Here is a 21044-nt window from a genome sequence, read left to right as displayed (position 1 = left end):
TCTTCCTGCAAATTGATGAAAAAGCCATCCCCTTGATTTTCAAGGGATAGCATTTTAAACTCAATTATTGGCTTTTTAGAGAATAAGCCTGTATCCCCAAGGTCTAACTGACATCTCTGCCAAATTTTTGCCCAAGCCTTTCTAACATATCTTGAGTTAATTTAGATAAATTATAGTTTGCAGAAAAACCCCATTCTTGTTCAGCAGCCGTCGGATCAATTGAATTTGGCCAACTTTCGGCAATTGCTTGGCGTATGGGGTCAACCTTATACTCCATTTTAAAATTCGGGAGATATTTTTGAATTTCCCTTCTGAAATCTTCGGGTTGGGCACTGAAGGCTGTAACATTATAAGCGTTCCTATGGATAAGCTTCGCGGGATCACCTTCCATGAGATGAATAATTGCATTTAAGGCATCGGGCATATACATCATATCCATGTAAGTATTAGCAGCGATATAACAGCTATAATTATTTCTTTGAAGTGCTTCATAATAGATTTCAACGGCGTAATCGGTTGTGCCGCCTCCTGGTGGAGCCACATAAGAAATTAATCCTGGAAAACGTACCCCTCTCGTATCAACCCCAAATTTCAAATAGTAATAATCACACAGGAGTTCGCCAGATACTTTGCTGACTCCATACATGGTGGTCGGTCTTTGTATTGTAACCTGAGGAGTTTTTTCCTTGGGGGTCAAAGGTCCAAAGGCTCCAATGGAACTTGGTGTAAAAAACTGACACTTTAATTCTTTCGCGGTCTCTAAAGCGTTTACCAAACCGCCCATATTTAGATTCCAAGCTAATAAGGGGTTTTTTTCAGCAGTTGCAGATAAAAGAGCAGCTAGATGAATAATTGTATCTACTTGAAAGGATTTACACAAGTTATACATGCTTTGGGCATTTGATACATCAAGACTCTCATAAGGTCCAGACTGCGACTGCCAATACTGTTTTTCTTGTTTAATATCTGTAGCTATGACATTACTATTGCCATAAATACTTCTTAATTTTGGAACGAGCTCAGATCCAATTTGCCCCAGAGCACCTGTAACTAAGATTCTCTTCATTTTAATCTCCCATCCCTTCAATTATCTCAAGATGTCACTTTATCGGGATTTTTTTGAGTCAAAAACTTTCAAGGTATTGCCAAATTTAGATAAGGTTCATCTCTTTTCCAATTTGCTCATAGATACTCAGAGCCTTATCTAACATTTCTTTAGTATGAGCAGCAGTTGGCATGTTTCTGACACGCCCGGTTCCTTTGGGAACTGTCGGAAAGGTAATTGATTTAGCATAGACTCCATTTTTATATAATCTTTTGCTGAATTCCTGAGTTAGGCTCTCATCTCCGATAATACAAGGGGTAATTGGAGTTTGGCTCGCGCCAATGTTAAAACCTAAAGTCTTGAGTCCTCGTTTCAAGTAATCTCCGTTATCCCAAAGCTTTTTTTGCAATTCTGTACTATTAGAAAGAATTTCTATGGCTTTTATTGAAGCTGCTGCATCTCCCGGAGTTAGAGCCGTTGAAAATAGGAAAGGCCTGCTTCTAACTTTCAGCCATTCAATGAGGTCTTTCTTGCCGGCGACATATCCCCCTATAACTCCTAATGCTTTGGATAATGTCCCAATTTGAAAATCAATCTTATTAGACAATCCGAAATGCTTAACTGTGCCTGCACCTTCCCCTAAAACCCCAGAACCATGTGCATCATCTACGTATGTAATAATATCGAATTCTTCGGCGATATCAACGATTTCCGGCAATTTAGCGATATCACCATCCATAGAGAAAACGCCGTCAGTAATTACCATGATCTTCTTGTACATTCCCGATTCTTTTACTTCTTTTGCTTTAAGTCTTAGATCCGTCATATCGGAATGCTTGTAAGCAATAATAGCAGCCCTTGATAAACGACAGCCATCGATAATTGAGGCATGATTTAATTCGTCGGATAAAATTGCATCGTTCTTATCCATTACTGCAGATATGGCACCCATGTTGCAATTAAAGCCTGATTGAAAAACTATGGCTGCTTCTGTATGCTTAAACCGCGAAATCCGTTCTTCTAACTGAACATGAAGTTTCAGAGTACCATTAATTGTTCTCACGGCACCTGCACCAACACCGAACTTGTCGATGGCTTCAATGGCTGCCGCCTTTAATCTTGAATCTGTTGCCAATCCTAAATAGTTATTAGAGGATAAATTTATGAGATCTAAACCTGAAATCCTAATGATTGGTCCATTAGCGCTTTCTAAAGGATCAATAACATTAAAAAGTCCTTTGCTTTTTAACTCTCCAAGATTATCGTGTAAGAAATTTTCTAAAATACTTTTTTCCATTCTCGAAACTCCTTTCAAAATTATTGCAATTTAAAATTGAAAAAAATCAAATGTCCGTGACACGAGAACACATAACCAATAAATATATAGAATCACCCTGTTTCTCCTATAAAAATACCACATTTTCAATATAATGTACACCCTGTGCGTACATTATATTCAGTAAACTTCTGTTTGACTCAGCGATTTAATGCTTAAGAAGAATTATAAATAACTCCAGAAAAAGTGAACTCGTTCAACTAAAGCCGAACATCAGGAGTGACAACGCCTTTCTTTACCGATTAGGGAAGCAAACGTTGAAATGCGATGCGGAAGCCAACAAGTTTTTGTACCGTTCCGCTCACGATTGGATGAATAATGCGTCTATAAAACTACCTTTAGAGTTTTTTGTAATAAGAATCTAAAAATGAAGGAAAGTCGCCTGCTTATGCCGAAGTCTACTATGTCAAAAGACAGAACCTGAATTTTCGGGGATACAAAGGGATAAAAGTAAACAAACTAATTCAATGAAAATATCGGGAGGGAATAACATGCCACTTGTAACTACCACGGAAATGTTTAAGAAAGTCTATGGGAAATGTGCCGTCGGAGCGTTTAACGTCAATAATATGGAAATTATTCAAGGGATCGTAGACGCAGCTAAGGAAGAAAACGCCCCGCTTATTTTACAAGTTTCCGCGGGAGCTAGGAAATATGCTAGACATATCTACTTGATTAAGTTAGTAGAGGCTGCTGTTGAGGACACTGGTTTACCGGTAGCCCTGCATCTGGACCACGGGGAAGATTTTGAGATTTGCAAGGCTTGTGTTGATGGAGGGTTTACCTCTGTTATGATCGATGGCTCGAAGCTGCCTTTTGCCGAAAATATTGCCGTGACTAAAAAGGTTGTAGAGTATGCTCACGCAAAAGGTGTCGTTGTGGAGGCCGAATTAGGAAGACTTGCCGGCGTAGAAGATGCCATAAATGTAAGTGCAGAGGATAGCAGCTATACTGATCCAGAGCAGGCTGCCGAATTTGTTCAGAAAACAGGTTGTGATTCTCTGGCAGTTGCCATTGGTACCAGCCACGGAGCCTACAAGTTTAAGGGAGAACCCAAACTTGATTTTGCTCGTCTTCAAAAGATAACAGCTCTGCTGCCGGGTTTTCCATTGGTGTTGCATGGCGCCTCCACTGTATTGCCGGAATTTGTGGCTAAATGCAACCAGTATGGCGGAGAATTGAAAGGTGCTCAAGGTGTTCCGGAAGAGTTGCTTCATAAGGCTGGGACCATGGGAGTATGTAAAATCAACATTGATACCGATCTGCGTCTTGCCATGACAGCTTCCATTCGTGAACATTTTGCAGTTAATCCAGCGGACTTTGATCCGCGCCAGTATCTCAAACCTGCCAGAGAAGCCATTAAAAACATGGTAAAGCATAAAATAAAAGATGTTTTAAACTGCAGTAACCAACTCTAATCAACATATGTATGAGGGCAGATCTCTCTTCTGAGGGATAGCTGCAGAAATTGTTTATAGAAAAGGCCCGTTTGCAAACCTACTTGCAAACGGGCCTTCTGCGGCGTTTAGCCGACATATGTGCTGAAGTGTGATGGGGGACAATCATCCGCTGGTTCACGGTCAGTAACAATGCATTCTCAATCTTCAAATGGTTAACGTGGTTTAGAGGAGTATCCTTCAAACCCATGGATTATCTGCAACACAATCAGCACGTGAACTAAAGTTATATATGGTTCCGACGTTCATCTTAATTGAACAAGTTCACTGTCACGGAATATTAGTATACAAGGATAGATACTACGGTAAAAACGGCGGTAAAAACTAAAACAGATAAAGTTAAAAAACTAATTGACAACAAATGATTAAAATGCTAATATAAATCTCGGTCTCAAACGCATGTCCTGGGCTCAACAAATATGGAACCAGTCCGTCCCCAGGCAAACATTAAGGTCTCTTCATGGAAGTTGATCTCAATATGACCTTAGAATGGGTAGGTGGCCGAGTGGTTAAAGGCGACAGACTGTAAATCTGTTCCGAGAGGTACGATGGTTCGAATCCATCCCTGCCCACCATTTTACTTAATCCTGGGGTGTCGCCAAGCGGTAAGGCACCAGACTTTGACTCTGGCATTCGTTGGTTCGAATCCAGCCACCCCAGCCATTTCTATTAAGAGCCATTAGCTCAGTCGGTAGAGCACCTGACTTTTAATCAGGGTGTCCCGCGTTCGAGTCGCGGATGGCTCACCAATAATATTGCCATTATTTAAGCCCTCTCTGGTTGAGAGGGCTTTGTTCTACTATTAGAAAGTATAACCTTCGGTTAAATACTGCAAGAAGAGCTAATTCGTGCGAAGACAGTGTCTTCGTCTTCTGGCATAAGTGCAACTAACCTGCCGCTTCGCCGGAGGCTTAGCGCCAGCTAAGTTTTCTTTATTGAAATTCTAAAAATTAGCCTTATTTAGCCATTCCGAAAATTCCAGGGCAGATATTCTTTCTCCGGTAATTCCATCCGATTTATTGGAAGCTAAGAAAATAATGGGTTCGACCATAATTCGTGGGCGCAACAGAGGAACGTTAATTTTGCTCTTAAGTTCTTCAGGAATCATACCTGTATCTGTTGCTCCACCGGGCAGGAGCATATTGACCGTAATTCCGTAGGGTCGGAGATCCTCTGCCATGATGTACGACAACGACTCAGTTCCGGCACGGGATGGGCCATAGGGGATAAAGCCTTTACGTTGCATTGTCTCATGATTCATGGTTATATTGATGATTTTCCCATATCCCTGCTTGATCATAAGTGGGGCAAACTCGCGTGCCACAAGAAAATAACCGGTAAGATTTGTGTCAATTAAATTTCGAAATCCGTCAGGGGTAACCAGGAAAAAGGGTTGTGGTTCTATCATAAATTTTGGATTAACCGTTCGCATGCCGATGCCCGCGTTATTTACTAAAACATCAAGCTTTCCCCAAGTTCTGCGAATCCATTCAGCAGATTCCGCAATTGACACTTCCGAGCGAACATCCATAGGTAATCCATAGGCCTTCAAGCCGGCAGTTTTAAGCCGGTTGATCTGATTATCCAATTTTACTCCCGGCTTGGAAGCCAAAGCTACCGTAGCTCCTGCACGAAGCAGTCCTTCAGCCATAGCAAGACCAAGGCCGCTTGATGCCCCGGTCACAACGATGTTGATTCCAGATAAGTCAATGTTACTATATGTTTGATTCATCTTGATACCTCCGGGAATTCTTCTGTTACTATTATAGCTGAAATATTAATTTTATGGAGAAGGAATAGATTTTATGAAATCAAAACCATGACGATAATTATGCATCGTCATGGTTTTTCTTCATGATAAAGATTTTTCAAACCTAAATGTACGTGCACAGGTAATAGATGTCTCTCTATAAAATGATTATAGAAAATAGTGGAAATCGAGAGGATGTTCAAAATGTATTATATAGTTCAGCAAGGAGATACTTTGTACCAAATCGCTATCCAGTATAATACTACTGTCAGCAATTTGGTAGAATCAAATCCTAGGATAAGCAACCCTAATAGAATTTATGTTGGTCAAAGAATTGCTGTTGGAAACCAATGGGACCTTAATCCTTGGTGGGGGAACGAATGGCAGCTAGGCAATGAAGAATATCAAAGAGGGATCGAAGAGTATAAGAGAGGTCGAGCTGAATACCGGAAGGGACGGGCTGAATATCATAGGGGCCGCCAAAAAGCCGCAAAGCATTATAGATAAGAAAATTATTATAATAACAGATTGTAGATTGTAATAGTTCGAGGCGAGATTCCTCTTTTGGCGTATATTTCCTAGTAAAAAATAAGTTTTACTAAGGAAAGAGAGCGTAGAGAGGAAAGGAGAATAATTGTTGCTGAAAACTTGAAAAAAATATTTAAACCTACAAGAAAGAAAAAACGAGACGATTGGCATTATTTAAGCAATCGTCTCGTTTTCCTTTCTTAAACCAGGTGACAGGCTACCATGTGTCCATTGCCGCAATCTTTTAATTCGGGTGTCTTTTGTGAGCATTCGTCTTGTGCCTTTGGGCAACGGGTCCGGAAATAACAACCGCTGGGAGGATCAATAGGACTGGGAACTCCTCCTTCTAGGACTATTCGAGAACGTTTAAGTTCCACTTCCGGATCAGGAATCGGAATAGCGGATAATAAGGCTTGGGTATAAGGATGCAGGGGATGGTCATAGAGGTCTTGACTTGTTGTGATTTCCACAATTCGGCCCAGGTACATCACAGCGATGCGGTGGGATATATGTTTGACCATGGAAAGGTCATGAGCAATAAATAAATAGGTTAAACCAAGTCTTTCCTGCAATTCTTCCAGCATGTTCACGATTTGTGCCTGAATGGAGACATCGAGAGCCGAGATAGGTTCATCGCAGATAATCAGTTTGGGATCGACAGCCAATGCCCGGGCGATTCCTATGCGCTGCCTCTGTCCTCCGGAAAACTCATGAGGAAAGCGGTTGGCGTGCTCAGAATTTAGCCCGACAGTTTCCAGTAATTCATAGATTCGATTGGTGCGTTTTTGACCGCTGGCCAGATGATGAATATCCAATGCTTCGCCGATGATGTCCCCAACAGTCATCCGGGGATTGAGAGAGGCATAGGGATCTTGGAAAATCATCTGGATGTCCCGGCGAACGGCCATCATTTCTTTCTTATTTAAGTCATAAATGTTGCGGCCCATAAACTTTACCTCACCGGAGGTAGCCTCATAAAGGCGGATAATCGTACGACCGGCTGTTGATTTACCGCACCCGCTTTCCCCGACCAATCCAAGGGTTTCTTTCTGATGAAGTTTAAAGGAAATGCCGTTGACCGCATGAACTTTTTTGTCTTCCCGTGATAAAAAGCCCTGTTTAATGGGGAAATGTTTGACTAGATTATTGACCTCCAGAATAACATCGTTGTTCATGCTTGAGCCTCCTTGCCGTCAATCCCGTTATATGTCACCTGGGGAGCATCCGGATGGAGAAGCCAGCAGGCCGCTTTATGTCCTTCAGAAACATCAGTGTAAACAGGAGGCTGGGATTCACAGATTTTCATGGCATGCGGACAGCGTGCCGCAAAGGCGCAGCCTTTAGGAGGATTAAGAAGATCGGGTGGACTGCCTACGATGGGTACCAATTTGCTGCGTTGGGAGGCATCCAAGCGGGGAACACTTCTTAGTAACCCCCAAGTATAGGGGTGACGGGGGTTTTTAAAGATTTCTTGGGTTGTGCCCATTTCCACGATTTTGCCGCCATACATAACAATAATCCGAGAGCAAAGACCGGCTACGACTCCCAAGTCATGGGTAATTAAAATAATGGAAGTATTAATCCTATCCTTTAACTCCTTCATTAACTCCAATATCTGGGCTTGAATGGTAACATCCAGCGCAGTGGTTGGCTCGTCTGCAATCAAAAGTTTAGGATTGCAGAGCAGGGCCATGGCAATCATAACCCTCTGTCTCATTCCGCCGGAAAATTCATGTGGATATTGTTTCAGACGTCGTTCAGCGTTAGGGATTCCCACCATAGTTAAATACTTGGCAGAACGTCCTAAAGCCTCATGCTTGCCAATTCCTTCATGGCGCTGTAACACTTCTGCCATCTGCCGGCCTATAGTGAGTACAGGATTAAGGCTTGTCATTGGATCTTGAAAGATCATGCCTATCTCCTTGCCGCGAATTTTCTGCATTTCCTTTTCTGATAACTTAACTAAATCCCGGCCCGCTAAACGAATCTGACCGTTTTTAATTTTACCGGGAGGATTAGGAATCAAACGCATGATGGACTGTACAGTGACAGACTTACCGCAGCCGGATTCTCCGACAATCCCTACAGCTTCTCCTTTATCAACATGAAAACTAACCCCCGAAACTGACTGCACTTCTCCAGCATAGGTATAGAAGGAGGTGCTGAGGTTTTCCACTTCCAGTAAAGCCACAATATCTCCTCCTTACTTTCGCATTTTGGGATCGAAGGCATCCCGCAGCCCGTCTCCGATAAAGTTGAATGCTAACATTAAAATAGCAATTAATGCTGCCGGGAAAATTAAAGCAAAGGCATAACCGGGAATATCTCCCCGTCCTTCGGCAGCCATATATCCAAGGCTGACCATAGGGGGCTGAACTCCTAATCCAATAAAGCTCAGGAAGGCTTCCATAAAGATAGCGGCAGGTATCTGCAAAGCAGAGACAACAATAATTTGTCCAACGGTATTAGGGAGCAAGTGCTTAAATAGAATCCTGCGGGTATTTGCCCCTAACGTACGAGCCGCCAGAACAAACTCTTGCTCCCGCAGTGTCAGGATTTGACCGCGAATGATTCTCGCCATGGTCACCCAGTACTCGATACCGAGAACGATAAAAATATTGCGCAGACCTGAACCGAGAGTAACCATCAGTAAGATGACATATAACATGTCAGGAACACTGAAAATGATATCGATAAACCGCTGCATCAGATTATCAATACGACCGCCCATATAGCCGGAGATACCGCCATAAATGATACCGATGGTCAGGTTAATGAGTACGGAACCAAAGCCAATGGCCAGCGAAATCTGGGTTCCATACATAGCCCGAGTTAAAATATCCCTGCCCAATTCATCCGTGCCGAAGGGATGTACCCAACTGGGAGGGTTTAAAGTATTGTTTAAATCGTTGGAATAATAGTTGAAATGAGAGAAGAATGGACCGATTAGGCCAAACAAACATATTAGGAAAAGTACAATCAATCCACCCATAGCCAGTGGATTCTTTCTGAAACGCCGGCGGGCATCCTGCCAAAGAGTGGTGCTCGGTCTATTGATAACATCAGTCTTTTGGGTTTGCTGCAGCGGAGTAAATGAATCTAATGGTAAACTCATGCTCAGTCCCCCTTTTGTCCGGTAAGCTTGATGCGTGGATCCACCAGAGTATAAGCGATATCCACCAGAAGGTTAAACGTGACCATTAAAGTAGCAACTAAAATCGTCGTTCCCATGATCACGGGATAATCACGATTGGTAATACTGGTAACAAAATATTGTCCGATTCCGGGAATATTAAAGATATATTCGATAACGAAATTGCCGCAGAGAATATAAGCAAAGAATGGCCCCAAGAACGTCAGAAGCGGGATAATAGCATTTTTCATGGCGTGACGGAAAACAATGATATAACCGGGAAGCCCTTTGGCCTTCGCAGTGCGGATATAGTCTTGATGTAGGACATCCAACATGCTTGTCCGAGTAAGACGGGTAAATTGGGCTACGGGGTAGGCACTTAGAGCAAGAACAGGCATAACAAGCTGGTTTGGATCTCCCCAGCCAATTGGAGGAAAGAGGTGCAGTTTAAATCCAACATAATACTGTAAAAGGGTAGCAATGACGAAACTAGGAACGGAGATTCCGATGGTAGCTAAAAATGTTGCCACATAGTCGGCTGTTTTATTTTGCCTCAAAGCAGCAATAATGCCCAAGATTGTGCCACAGAGCAAGGCGATTATAGTTGCCATGGAACCGATGGCTGCCGTTCTGGGCAAACCCTCTTTAATAATATCATTGACACTACGTCCTTGATAGCGGAAAGTAGGACCAAAGTCAAAGTGAGCAGCATTTCTCAAATAATCGGTGTATTGCTTGAATAGAGGATCGTTTAGGTGATAACGGGCATTAATGTTGGCCAGAACTTGGGGCAGCAAAACTTTTTCGGAAGCGAATGGGCCGCCTGGTATTGCATGCATCAGAAAAAAGGTCAGAGTTATAACCAACCAAATGACTAAAATAGCCGCCAGGATTCGTCCAAGTAAATAGCGAACCATATTCCCCCCCCTTAATAATTTCAGAATTAAAGAAGTAAGGGGCAAGTTATTGGAACTTGCCCCTTAACTTTCTGTCCGCGTAAATGATTTTATTGTATATAAGCAGTCTTGAAATCAAAGTCACCCTGAGGGTTGACAATTACACCTTTGATGTTGTCTTTTAATACATAGTTGTTTACGTAGAAATAAATCGGCATAATAGGCATTTCTTTCATCAGAATACTTTCTGCATCATGCATGGCTTTCATACGCACAGTTTGATCAGCGGTGTTTTTGGCGGTTTGGATATCCTTGTCGTACTGAGCGTTAGACCAGCCGGTTTGGTTTTCTCCGTTACCTGTGGTGAACATATCCATAAAGGTCATAGGATCGATGTAATCGCCAAGCCAGCCGGCACGTGAGATGTCGTATTGCAAGTTTTGCTGGGTTTGCAGGTAAACTTGCCATTCTTGACCGAGCAATTTAATATTGATTCCCAAATTCTTATGCCAGAAATCCTGAATTGCTTGGGCAGGAAGTTGGTGAGTACCATTGGTATTATAAAGAAGCGTCAGGGTTGGGAAATTCTTACCATCGGGATAACCGGCTTCGGCTAATAATTGTTTAGCTTTAGCAATGTCTTCAGTGATGTAATTTCCGCCAACGGTACGGAAATCTTTACCGGCCGTAGCATCTGGAACTCCGCCTGGTATATAAGCGAAGGCCGGGGTTTGACCGCCTTTAAAGACATGGTCGATTAAATCCTGACGATTGAGGCAAATGGTCAGGGCTTCACGTACGCGAGGATCTTTTAAAGGAGCTTTAGTGACATTAAAACGATAGAAATAGGTGCCCAACTGAGGAGCTTGTTTGAGGGTACCGGCTTTTTTATAGCGGGTAATATCTTCCGGAGTGGGGTCATAAAAACCATCCAGCTGTCCGGCATCAAAGGCAGTGGCAGCAGATTTGTGATCTTCGACTAAGTTGTAATCCAGTTCTGAGAGTTTAACATTGGCTGTGTCCCAATAATTGGGATTTTTCACAAGAACCATGGTGTCGTTATGAGTCCAGGATTTCATCATAAAAGGACCGTTGCTGACAAAGGTTTTAGCATCTGTATTCCAGTTCTTATTTGCTTTGACAACCTTTTGGTCAACGGGATAATAGGTTTGAAAAGCCAGCAAAGATTTAAAATAGGGGGTAGGAGCTTCTAGAGTAAGTACTAAAGTATGCGGGTCTTTGACTTCGATTCCCACTTGATCTGCGGTAGCTTTTCCAGAATTATATTTTTCCGCATTTTTAAAATAGAACATTTGGTAAGCATAGTTCGAAGCTGCCGCCGGATCAAGGGCGTGGAGCCAAGAAGCCTTAAAATCATCAGCGGTCAAAGGATCTCCGTTGCTGAATTTAGTGTCTTTCAGCTTGATGGTGTAGGTCAAATTATCAGGCGATACATCAATGCTACTGGCAATTGCCAATTGCGGGTTATTGTTTTTGTCTAAGCGGCATAAACCTTCAAACAAGTTCATCTCAATGTTTGCTTCAGGGACACCGTCAGACATCTGAGGGTCAAGTGTTTTTGGTTCAGAGCCCGGATCGAAACTCACCTTCATCGCTTTATCAGCGGACCCTTGAGTTGCTTGGGTGCTCGAGGTTCCGCAGCCGGTGACCACTGATCCTAGGACCAGCGCGGCTGACAAGACTGAAACTAACCATTTTTTCTTTTTGATCATGATTGTCCTTTCTTCCTCCTTAATATTTTTTCTTGCTCTCCGCGAGTTTGAATGTGCGGAATTCAATTGTTGTGTATTCGTTATCCATTATGTAAATTCCTGCTGCACTTGGTGAGAGAAAAAAGATAAAATGTCTTTTTCAAAATTATTTAAAAAAGTAAAACAATGCTTTTTAACTTTAAATAGATTGTTTTATAAAAGAAGTAAAATAACCCATGTTTACTACAATAAACTTGATATGAGTGTAGTAATAATTGTAACAATGAAGACCATTATTAATTAAAATTATGCATCTTGTACAAATAGCCAATGGGACTGTGCCGAAACCTGTTGGCCCCCGCTTTGCATCCCCACGTTTGCTTCCCTAATCACTAAAGAAAGGCGTTGTCACTCCACTATAGTAGTGAAATGATAACGCCTTTGGCTATTTTGCCCCGCTTTTGGTTTTCTGAGTTAAGTTTTTACACGACCCCTTTTTGTGAGCAAACAAAGTTTCCTTTAATGAATAGGTAGACTTAACGTTTGCGTCCGCCCCCGCCGCTGACAATTAGAAAAATATTCAGGATAAAGGTAAACAGGTTAACAAAATCTAAAAAGATGCTTAAGGTCACTAACACAGCATTATCAGCAGTACTATATTTTGCTCTTTGAAAGTCGAGAGCTGTCATTAAGGCGAAAAGAATAGCGCCGCCAATACCAATCAGTAATCCAAACGGGCTGAAAAAGCTGCTAAAGAACATTGAAAGAAACAATATTCCAACTAGAACTAATACACCAATAAAAAGTGCTTTGGCCATGGTGTTGAGATTGCGCATCGTCATAATTCCATAGAGGCCAAAAGCTGCAAAAACAATAAATGTGACTAAAGCTGCCTGACCAAGAACAGCTAACCCTTGAGATGTTGCAGCTAAGGATTGAACGATCGGGGCTAGAACAACTCCGGAACATGCCGCGAAGAGTAGAGCAAGTCCGCCAGTCAAACCCGCGGCCGGATCATTTCCCCGTACTACAGCTTTTTGATTAAAAATAGGGATAATGAAAATCAAAACTAATTCCAGAAATGCTGCAGGCATAAAATACTGAGGGGGTACCATGAATGCCCCTGCTGCCATAGCGAGGAACATAAAGGATAAGAAACCCATAACCTGAGACAATGAAACTGTTTTAACTTTTTTCAAGTCAATTACATAGGGATCCTGATAATACTGAGACGAATTGTTAAATGGAGACATTAATCTCACACCTCTTTCATGTTTGCTATCGAAAATATGAAATAGAATTTAGCTACTACTTATATTAACACTAATCCATAAATTATTCTAATGGGATTAAATGATTTCACAAAACCTTAACATTATTCAGGTTACTATTCAACTAAGAATAAAAAATAAAGCTGATCACCGTAAGTACGCCGAACTTAAATAGAAAGAGTAAATTGTTACTTCAGAATAAAAAATTTCAATGTATATGGACTCACGCCTATCGGGGGGGTATCGCTAATAAGAAGTCCTTGAGACATGGATTTTGGCTTGCCTGAAGCATGTCTTAGCGAATTATAGGCAGGCGAGATTCGCATAAAAACTCACTATGACAGATATTGTCGGATTCGTTGCTTCTCAACAATTTATGGAATATAATAGCAATTGTTGTGTTGAGATTTTGTTTAAATCTGTCAAGTGGAGTGGAATGGTAATGAGTCTTATTGAGATATTAAAATTAATCGAGATTGTGAGAGAAAAATTAAATATATTGGGTCTGAATAAACCGCTTTCAGATCCTGATGTTATTCAGCTTAGCCAGAGGCTTGATTCATTAATAAATATGTATAACGACTTAAATATTAGGAAAATTAGTTAGAAAGGCTGATTTCAGAAGAACTATAGCGTTGATGATTTACTCAAGATGATAGCTCAATTTGAATTCTCCACAAGCTTATGTCGCTGATTTTACAGGCGTCTCTTAAAAATAGGGGGCGCTTTATTTTGTAACAAACCTTCGATAAAAATACCGCTGGGGCTGCGATTTATCTCACCAACTAAAGAAGGCGGGAGTCTTCTCGTCGTAAAATGTTAAACTGTCTTAGTGTTGTTGCAAGATGTAAAATTAAGGTGAACCTAAAGAAGTAGAATCTTCTCTTTGGCTATTTATAAGAAATTTATCCAAGAATACGCCAATCACTACCATTGAGATTCCAATGATTTTTAAGGGAATAATTTTTCCTGATATAAAAGTATCGATAAGAAATCCTGCGCCTAGTTGACCAATCAGAACTACTACAGTAGCATACGAAATTCGGGATATGGCCAGACCATGCAGGACCAATACCATGGATATGAGTCCAAAAATGCCACCCAAAAAATAAACAGTCGGGATTGATTTGAGATAGAGTAGATTTGTCAGTTTGATTTCACCTGTAAAAAGGACAAGCAGAAAGGATATTACAGATGCTTCCAAATAGTTAATTAGTGTTCCGTTGGCTGTACCTAAAGCAATTTTAGCTTGAAGGTTTACCATCAGGTTAATAACATTGACGGCACCAATTGTTAGTGCTAGAATCGCGAAAATCAACATTGTAATTCTCCTTTTATCACGAGTAAATCATTAAAAGTAATCCTGCCAAAATAATTCCGTACGCCGGAATACGCTTGGGGTGAAATTTAACAATAGATACATGGAACCATCCAAAGTGATCAATGATTGTTGAAACAAATAACTGACCGGTTACGGACAGTGCCATGGTTGTAGCAGCTCCTATATATTTGGCACAAAGGCTGCTGGCGGCAACAATGGCTACGCCTAAAAATCCAACGAAATAAACATAAAGAGGTGCACCAATTATAGAGATCTTTTCCTTTTTAAGTAGTTTAATATAGCTTATTAAAAGTATTGCGCCGGTGATATGGACAATAAAGCTAACTTCAAATATATTGAGAAACATGGCTAACTGGCCATTCATGCTCACCATCAACCCTAAAAATATCCCACCCCAGAGTAAAAATAAAAAGCTCAATGTAATCTTCCTTCCATACTATTTTAATTTGCCTAACATTAGCACCTAGGAACGTTAAGTATAATGTCATCTAATCCTGATGCCAAGCTATATCGTGTTTTCCGGAAAAAGAAGTCGATAGATTGTTGTTTTGAATTCAACAACATTTACCAGTACAGTTCATTATATAACTAAATCGTCCTGGATACACCTTTAGCGGTTAAAAGCGACAAATAATTAAAATAGAACGACATACAATTCAAGCGAATGGAATTAAGATTCCAAGCGTTATAATCTCTCCAGCGAGTCCCTGCGGTACTGCTGTAATCCTTCACGGTTACGGCGGGTGCAAGGAAGGAACACTTAGGTTTTGCTTGGCGGATTGCGGAAATAGGATTGAAGTCTTGTGTCATTGATTTACGCGGCCATGGGGCGGCAAACGTCAATTATATTTGGTTCGCGGGATATTCCCGAGATAGTACATGCATGTCAAAAACTATCACTTTCAGAGACGAAAGTGAATTTTGTAGAAGCTGCATTACACAGTGACATTTTTTTACTGGAGAAAACTTTTGGCATAGTACTTAACCAATTGAATGAGTGGTTTGGATTAAACTAATTTCTTCCATGGATATTGCAAAATAGTAGGATTCTGGCTCTATAGCGAACTAGAGATATGTTTTTTCTGAATTAAACTCTGAGCAGTCAGATTATAATGTTGCATCACAGGAGGTTTTTTTGTTACTATTGTATAGTATGCGATTTGACAAGCATTCTCTTGAGCTTTATTTGTCAGAAGCCTTCGTTGTAAGGAAAGTGTATTAAGTCTTGTGGTTGTTTTAAACGGTGATTGAAATTGTGACTAGAGTAGGGTAGGGGGGATAAAGTAATAACATTATATGCCTGGCACGGTAATCACCATTTGACACATATTTCTGAATTTCCGAGAAAGATTAAGCCTTCACAAATAATATCCATTAACTAAGGTTAATGGTTAGGAGAATTAATGCTGTCGATCTACATACCGTATTAATTGTTGGATATTATTTAGCAAAGGAAAGATTAAATAATGGAACAAGAACTGCAGAAGAGGTACGGCCTTTTGACCGCTATTGCCATGGTTATTGGTATTGTAATCGGCAGCGGTGTGTTTTTTAAAGCCGAAAAAATCCTAGTTGCAACCGGCGGAAATCTTCCCCTCGGTATTTTGGCTTGGATCATCGGCGGCATTATCATGGTTGTATGTGCTTATGTCTTCGCGATTATGGCAACGCGCTACGAAAAAGTCAATGGAATTGTTGACTATGCGGAGGTTGCTCTGGGAAGTAAATATGGCTATTTTGTCGGATGGTTTATGGCAGTTATTTATTATCCAACGCTTACTTCCGTACTTGCTTGGGTTTCGGCAAGATATACCTGCGTATTGTTGGGTTGGAACATTGTTGGCGGTGAAGCTATGGCTTTATCCGGTTTTTTCTTAGTAGCGAGCTATGCACTTAACGCTCTTTCTCCAAAGCTTGCCGGAAAGTTCCAGGTCTCAACAACGATCATCAAAATTATTCCTTTAGTTCTCATGGCTGTTTTCGGAACCATTGTTGGTCTCAAAAATGGTATCCTGATCAGCAATTTTACAAGTGGTCCGATCGCCAATGCATCGAGCAGTAATCCTTTATTTACGGCTGTTGTTGCTACCGCTTTCGCTTACGAAGGATGGATTATTGCCACCAGTATCAATGCAGAGTTGAAGGATGCCAAGAAAAATCTGCCTCGCGCTCTTACCTTCGGAACACTGTTTGTAGTCCTTATCTATATTCTTTATTACACTGGCCTGGCCGGAGCTGTTAAAAATAGCATTATGATGAAAGGCGGCGAAACCGGAGCCAAGATAGCGTTTTCGACTGTTTTCTCCAACGCGGGCGGGATTGTACTCTTTGTTTTCGTGGTTATTTCTTGTCTCGGTACTCTTAATGGCTTGATGTTGGGTTGTACGCGGGGGTTCTACTCACTGGCAGCTCGAAATGCAGGTCCTAAACCTGAAATGTTTAAAAGCATTGACCAAAATACTAATATGCCGACGAACTCATCAATTTTTGCGCTCTTGTTAAGCGGTTTATGGCTTCTTTATTTCTTTGGCGCCAATTTAACACCTGTTTCTTGGTTTGGACCCTTTAGTTTCGATAGTTCTGAACTTCCTATTGTTACCATCTATGCCATGTATATTCCCATCTTCATTATGATGATGGCCAAAGAAAAATCACTCAGCTTTTTTAAGCGTTTTGTTATGCCTTTCCTGGCAGTTTGTGCCTGTGTTTTCATGGTGGTAGCTGCTTGTTACGCTCATAGTAAGGAAATTATATACTACCTCATAATTTTCGCAGTTATAATGGTTCTTGGAATGATCCTGAATTCAAATAAAAAATACGCTAATTCGTGATCAGAATTTGATACGTGATCAGGGTAATGTTAATAGAGTATAACTCTAGGAATTGCGGCCAAAATGCCTTGTGCTTTTGGCCGTTTTATTATATCAGACCACCATGCCGATTAGCGGCATCACTGATGAATACTTCTTTATGCAAAGCTGAACAAGTAAACTCGTTCAGCTAAATGCTGACCATCGGGGCTTCGGTGACGAAAGTGTCCTGCGGAAAGTTTCACCGAAAATGCCTAACCAATAAAAAATCCTATCCCGCTGAAGGATGGACGCGACGACCCCACCGAAGCAGAGAACGGGGACCACTCCCGCTTATAGAAGGGGGGGAGTCTCACGATTGGATGAAGGCGGTTTCTCTAGGTCAATTAGAGAGATTATATTGACAACGAACGTTTACAGATGTAATATTAGTTCAACTACATCTGTAAACTTAACAGAAATGGTATATGTTTTAAGAAAGGAAGATACGATAACTTGGTTAATATACCTAATATATCTGATGCTGAATGGGTAGTTATGAAAATATGTTGGTCGTCAGCACCATGCAGCGCTAATGAAATTGTTAAGGCTTTAGAACAAACGACAGATTGGAAACCGAACACAATTAAGACCTTAATCGGAAGGCTTGTTAGAAAAGGAGTGCTTGGGTTTCAAGAAGAGGGAAGATCATATAGCTACTATCCGTTAGTAACAGAGGAAGAGTGCATCAAAGCCGAGAGCAAATCATTTCTTACTCGCGTTTTTGGCGGAGCATTAAAGCCTATGCTAGTTACTTTCCTTAAAGAAGAAAAACTTTCTCAAGACGAAATTGAAGAGCTGAAGCAACTCCTTGAAAAAAAGGAGGAATGAGATGCTAACGCAACGTTTGGTTAATTATCTCAGCCTTTTTGACTGGGTTTTGACGATATCTGCCAAAGCGAGCATCTTTATGATTTTTTTGCTGGGATTTAAATATATACTTCGATTTAAAATAGGAGCTCGCTTTCAATATTTGCTTTGGTCAAGTTTGCTCCTAAGTTTACTCTTGCCTTGGACCCCTACAAGTCCTGTCAGTGTGTATAACATTCTCCATTCGTCTGAATTACAGCAAAGTATGGCCGACGCTTTTAACCACCCTTACATGCCTTATTCTGCAATGGTTAAAAGTCTTCAGGCTAATTTGGATAAAAATCCTATAGAAATGAGCAAGGACAGTAAGACCATCATCCCCCCGACAAATCGTTTATTAAGCAGCGATATTCCCATAGTTATTCAATTGACGTACATAATTTGGTCCTCTGGAGTTCTGATATTGTCACTTTTCACAGTCATAACGAATAAACGGTTTTCGGCAACGATTGAAAATCATTCGATTAGCGACCAAAGGCTGCTCACGAATTTCCATAAACTCAAATTGGATTTAAAGATCAAAGCGGAGATTCCCTTGATTACAACGAGATATGTAAATAGTCCGTCTTTATTTGGCTTGCTTCATCCACGTATCTTATTGCCCCTTGGATTTGAGCAAACATTTGATTCAGAACAGATGAATTATATTTTATTGCACGAGTTATTGCACTATAAACGAAAAGATCTATGGGTTAACTTGCTGGCTCAGTTATTAGTCGTAATTCACTGGTTTAACCCGTTAATATGGTATGCTTTTTTACGAATGAAAGAAGATCAGGAGACGGCCTGTGATGCTTCTGTATTATCTCGCCTTGCCCCTGAGCAATCCTACGACTATGCTAATACGCTGATCAGATTAGCTGAGACATACTCGGCCAGTCCCAGAATGGCAAGCATAGCAAGTTTGGGCGGATCAAAATCTCAAATCAAGAGGAGACTTCTGCTCATTGCAAAACCCAAGCATACTTCGGTTAAATGGATATTGTTAAGCGCGGCAATTATTGGCGTAATTGCTGTGGCAACATTAACCGGTCCTGTAATGAACGCTGAGCCGATAGTTGCTGAAAGCAACGAAGCTAGGAATAGCTATGTACTCCCTGAGTCCAATGATTTAAGTTCAGGAATTAAAATAGAGGATATTACCGGTCCCACTTACAAAGGAAAAGTGATGCTGATTAAGGATCCGAAACGAGTTCAATTGGCTATTACTAAAAATATTGGTGTCAAAGGAGAAAGAATTAGTGATCTTGTCAAAGATAAGGGAGCTATTGCTGGGATTAATGCCGGAGGATTCGCTGACCCTAATGGTCAAGGAACCGGTGCTTTTCCTGAGGGTTTAATTATGCATGACGGGAAAATAGTCTATAACGATGTAGGGGACAAAGCCGTTAATATTGTCGGATTTGATGAGCAGGGGAAACTCGTAGCGGGCAATATGACAGCAAAAAAACTGCTGAAGAGCAACCTGCGCGAAGTGGCAACATTCAGCCCCAACCTTATAGTTAATGGCAAAGCTGTAATCTCAGGAGACGGTGGCTGGGGAATTGCTCCCAGGACAGGTATTGGGCAAAGGGCAGATGGAACCGTCATTTTTGTTGTTATTGATGGGAGACAACCAACCTGGAGTCTAGGGGCGACCTTACGTGACCTTACGAAAGTTTTTGCTGATTATCAGGCAGTCAACGCGGTAAACCTTGATGGCGGTTCCTCTTCAGAGATGGTTTATCAAGGTAAAGTTCAGAACCGACTTTCGAGTCTCTATGGTGAACGCTATCTTCCCACAGCATTTATTGTTTCTTAGGGAGGTATTATGAGCAAGAAAAGAAAGATACGACTCATTAGGATTTTAGTCTTTCTCCTATTCAATGCTGTTTTCTCAATAATCCTTGCTCCTTTTATAATTTTCTGGGGACCCTTTGATGCCACTAAAACAATAGCGGTGGGTTCCGTATTAACCTCACGGCATCCTCAGGTTGTTAAGGCTTTTCTTTCTGATCAGCAAATAAGTGAACTTGTAGACCAATATAATAATGCAAATTTTGCTTCTGATGGCCCCGTTCAGACTACCGAAACAGATGCCTCTGCAGGAATTACGATAGATACAATTAAAGGCAAGACTTTCAAAGGAAAAGTAATGCTCATCAAGGACCCTAAACGGATAAAAGTTGCTGTGACCAAAGAATTAGGTGTTAAAGGGGAACGAGTCAGTGACTTTGTTAAAGACACCGGTGCTGTTGCAGGAATAAATGGCGGGGGCTTTGCTGATCCTAACGGTGCCGGCAACGGGGGCTTTCCTGACGGTCTAACGGTCCATAACGGGGAAATTTTACAAAATAACATAGGCAATAATAGCACGGACATCGTAGCTTTAGATAAGGAAGGCAAACTAATTGTGGGACAACTTACGGCGGAAGATATTAAAAAGAAAAACATCCAGGAAGCAGTGTTTTTCTGGCCGCCATTAATAAAGGACGGAAAACGGTGTGAATTTAAGGACTCAGAATGGGGAGTTGCACCTCGCACGGCTATTGGTCAGAAAGAGGATGGTACGATAATTCTCGTTGTTATTGACGGTCGCCAGCTTTCGAGTTGGGGGGCTAAAATGAGCGATGTCTATAATCTCTTCCGGGATTATGGGGCAGTTAATGCGGCTAACCTGGATGGGGGCTCTTCTTCCGAGCTTTACTATAACGGAAAAGTAATTAACAAGCTTTGGGATTGGGCTGGTGAACGCTATTTACCGACCGCCTTTGTGGTAATGCCGGAGGGCACGAAATAATTGACTTAAAATATTTCCATGAATTATAACTGAAGCGGAACCTTGGGGCCTCGGAGAGGGACTTTGCCTCTACCGA

The 21044-nt window shown here is 41.3% G+C and carries 18 protein-coding genes, 3 tRNA genes and 2 pseudogenes; 12 read left to right on the top strand and 11 right to left on the bottom strand.

Features of this window, described 5'->3' with window-relative positions; genetic code table 11:
* Nucleotides 1-103: 103 nt before the first annotated feature.
* Together DESACI_RS13125 and DESACI_RS13120 are read right to left on the bottom strand one after the other, a co-directional pair.
* Nucleotides 104-1066: an L-threonine 3-dehydrogenase gene (locus DESACI_RS13125; protein ID WP_014827678.1), complete on the bottom strand. Its 963-nt coding sequence runs from the start codon at nt 1064-1066 to the stop codon at nt 104-106.
* Between the two features lie 85 nt (nt 1067-1151).
* Nucleotides 1152-2342: a glycine C-acetyltransferase gene (locus DESACI_RS13120; RefSeq protein ID WP_014827677.1), complete on the bottom strand. Its 1191-nt coding sequence runs from the start codon at nt 2340-2342 to the stop codon at nt 1152-1154.
* A 530-nt stretch (nt 2343-2872) separates the two neighbouring features.
* Here DESACI_RS13120 and fba point away from each other — a divergent pair.
* From fba to DESACI_RS13100, 4 genes are all read left to right on the top strand, one after another.
* A complete protein-coding gene (gene fba, locus DESACI_RS13115; protein WP_014827676.1) occupies nt 2873-3799 on the top strand; it encodes a class II fructose-1,6-bisphosphate aldolase in 927 nt (308 codons plus the stop codon).
* Nucleotides 3800-4329: 530 nt separating this feature from the next.
* Nucleotides 4330-4413 (top strand) — tRNA-Tyr (locus DESACI_RS13110).
* Nucleotides 4414-4426: 13 nt separating this feature from the next.
* Nucleotides 4427-4501, top strand: a tRNA-Gln gene (locus DESACI_RS13105).
* A 10-nt stretch (nt 4502-4511) separates the two neighbouring features.
* Nucleotides 4512-4587: transfer RNA gene (locus DESACI_RS13100), tRNA-Lys, on the top strand.
* A 194-nt stretch (nt 4588-4781) separates the two neighbouring features.
* On the opposite strand, the gene DESACI_RS13095 is transcribed toward DESACI_RS13100, so the two are convergent.
* Nucleotides 4782-5570 carry an SDR family NAD(P)-dependent oxidoreductase gene (locus DESACI_RS13095; RefSeq protein WP_014827675.1) on the bottom strand — a complete coding sequence of 263 codons (789 nt, stop codon included), beginning with the start codon at nt 5568-5570 and terminating at the stop codon, nt 4782-4784.
* Between the two features lie 222 nt (nt 5571-5792).
* Here DESACI_RS13095 and DESACI_RS13090 point away from each other — a divergent pair, with 222 nt between their 5' ends.
* On the top strand, nt 5793-6095 hold the full coding sequence (locus DESACI_RS13090) for a LysM peptidoglycan-binding domain-containing protein (RefSeq protein WP_014827674.1): 303 nt from the start codon (nt 5793-5795) through the stop codon (nt 6093-6095).
* A gap of 221 nt (nt 6096-6316) precedes the next feature.
* Here DESACI_RS13090 and DESACI_RS13085 read toward each other — a convergent pair whose 3' ends face one another.
* The 6 genes from DESACI_RS13085 to DESACI_RS13060 form a co-directional block, all read right to left on the bottom strand.
* Entirely contained in the window at nt 6317-7291 is a 975-nt protein-coding gene (locus DESACI_RS13085) for an ABC transporter ATP-binding protein (protein ID WP_014827673.1), read from the bottom strand.
* Complete coding sequence (locus tag DESACI_RS13080) at nt 7288-8310, bottom strand: ABC transporter ATP-binding protein (RefSeq protein ID WP_148271304.1); 1023 nt, start codon at nt 8308-8310, stop codon at nt 7288-7290. The genes DESACI_RS13085 and DESACI_RS13080 overlap by 4 nt, the downstream gene beginning before the upstream one ends.
* A 9-nt stretch (nt 8311-8319) precedes the next feature.
* Nucleotides 8320-9231, bottom strand: coding sequence for an ABC transporter permease (locus DESACI_RS13075; RefSeq protein ID WP_014827671.1), 912 nt, complete (start codon nt 9229-9231; stop codon nt 8320-8322).
* Nucleotides 9232-9233: 2 nt separating this feature from the next.
* A complete protein-coding gene (locus DESACI_RS13070) occupies nt 9234-10166 on the bottom strand; it encodes an ABC transporter permease (protein ID WP_014827670.1) in 933 nt (310 codons plus the stop codon).
* Nucleotides 10167-10255: 89 nt separating this feature from the next.
* Nucleotides 10256-11878, bottom strand: coding sequence for a peptide ABC transporter substrate-binding protein (locus tag DESACI_RS13065; protein ID WP_014827669.1), 1623 nt, complete (start codon nt 11876-11878; stop codon nt 10256-10258).
* Nucleotides 11879-12393: 515 nt separating this feature from the next.
* Complete coding sequence (locus DESACI_RS13060; protein WP_014827668.1) at nt 12394-13110, bottom strand: Bax inhibitor-1/YccA family protein; 717 nt, start codon at nt 13108-13110, stop codon at nt 12394-12396.
* 355 nt (nt 13111-13465) lie between these two features.
* Between DESACI_RS13060 and DESACI_RS25220 the strand changes: the two genes are divergently transcribed.
* A complete protein-coding gene (locus tag DESACI_RS25220; protein ID WP_242833051.1) occupies nt 13466-13735 on the top strand; it encodes an aspartyl-phosphate phosphatase Spo0E family protein in 270 nt (89 codons plus the stop codon).
* 246 nt (nt 13736-13981) lie between these two features.
* On the opposite strand, the gene DESACI_RS13055 is transcribed toward DESACI_RS25220, so the two are convergent.
* Together DESACI_RS13055 and DESACI_RS13050 are read right to left on the bottom strand one after the other, a co-directional pair.
* Complete coding sequence (locus tag DESACI_RS13055) at nt 13982-14449, bottom strand: DMT family transporter (RefSeq protein ID WP_014827666.1); 468 nt, start codon at nt 14447-14449, stop codon at nt 13982-13984.
* A 16-nt stretch (nt 14450-14465) separates the two neighbouring features.
* A complete protein-coding gene (locus DESACI_RS13050; protein ID WP_014827665.1) occupies nt 14466-14888 on the bottom strand; it encodes a DMT family transporter in 423 nt (140 codons plus the stop codon).
* A 385-nt stretch (nt 14889-15273) separates the two neighbouring features.
* Between DESACI_RS13050 and DESACI_RS25215 the strand changes: the two genes are divergently transcribed.
* The 6 genes and pseudogenes from DESACI_RS25215 (at nt 15274) to DESACI_RS13025 (ending at nt 20968) form a co-directional block, all read left to right on the top strand.
* Nucleotides 15274-15486, top strand: coding sequence for a hypothetical protein (locus DESACI_RS25215; RefSeq protein WP_041276085.1), 213 nt, complete (start codon nt 15274-15276; stop codon nt 15484-15486).
* A 450-nt stretch (nt 15487-15936) separates the two neighbouring features.
* On the top strand, nt 15937-17301 hold the full coding sequence (locus DESACI_RS13040) for an APC family permease (protein WP_014827664.1): 1365 nt from the start codon (nt 15937-15939) through the stop codon (nt 17299-17301).
* 474 nt (nt 17302-17775) lie between these two features.
* Complete coding sequence (locus DESACI_RS13035; protein ID WP_014827663.1) at nt 17776-18150, top strand: BlaI/MecI/CopY family transcriptional regulator; 375 nt, start codon at nt 17776-17778, stop codon at nt 18148-18150.
* Nucleotide 18151: 1 nt separating this feature from the next.
* A pseudogene (locus DESACI_RS25805) lies at nt 18152-19126 on the top strand (M56 family metallopeptidase); the annotation flags it as partial.
* Nucleotides 19127-19297: 171 nt separating this feature from the next.
* Nucleotides 19298-19990 (top strand): annotated as a pseudogene (locus DESACI_RS25800) (phosphodiester glycosidase family protein); the annotation flags it as partial.
* Between the two features lie 9 nt (nt 19991-19999).
* The gene (locus tag DESACI_RS13025) at nt 20000-20968 is read left to right on the top strand and encodes a phosphodiester glycosidase family protein (RefSeq protein WP_014827661.1); all 969 of its coding nucleotides are present in this window, start codon (nt 20000-20002) and stop codon (nt 20966-20968) included.
* Nucleotides 20969-21044: the final 76 nt, after the last annotated feature.

Origin of the sequence: Desulfosporosinus acidiphilus SJ4 (assembly GCF_000255115.2) — a bacterium.
GTDB lineage: Bacteria > Bacillota > Desulfitobacteriia > Desulfitobacteriales > Desulfitobacteriaceae > Desulfosporosinus > Desulfosporosinus acidiphilus.
Note: the sequence above shows the minus strand (reverse complement) of the source record. Positions and strands in the feature narration are given on the sequence as shown.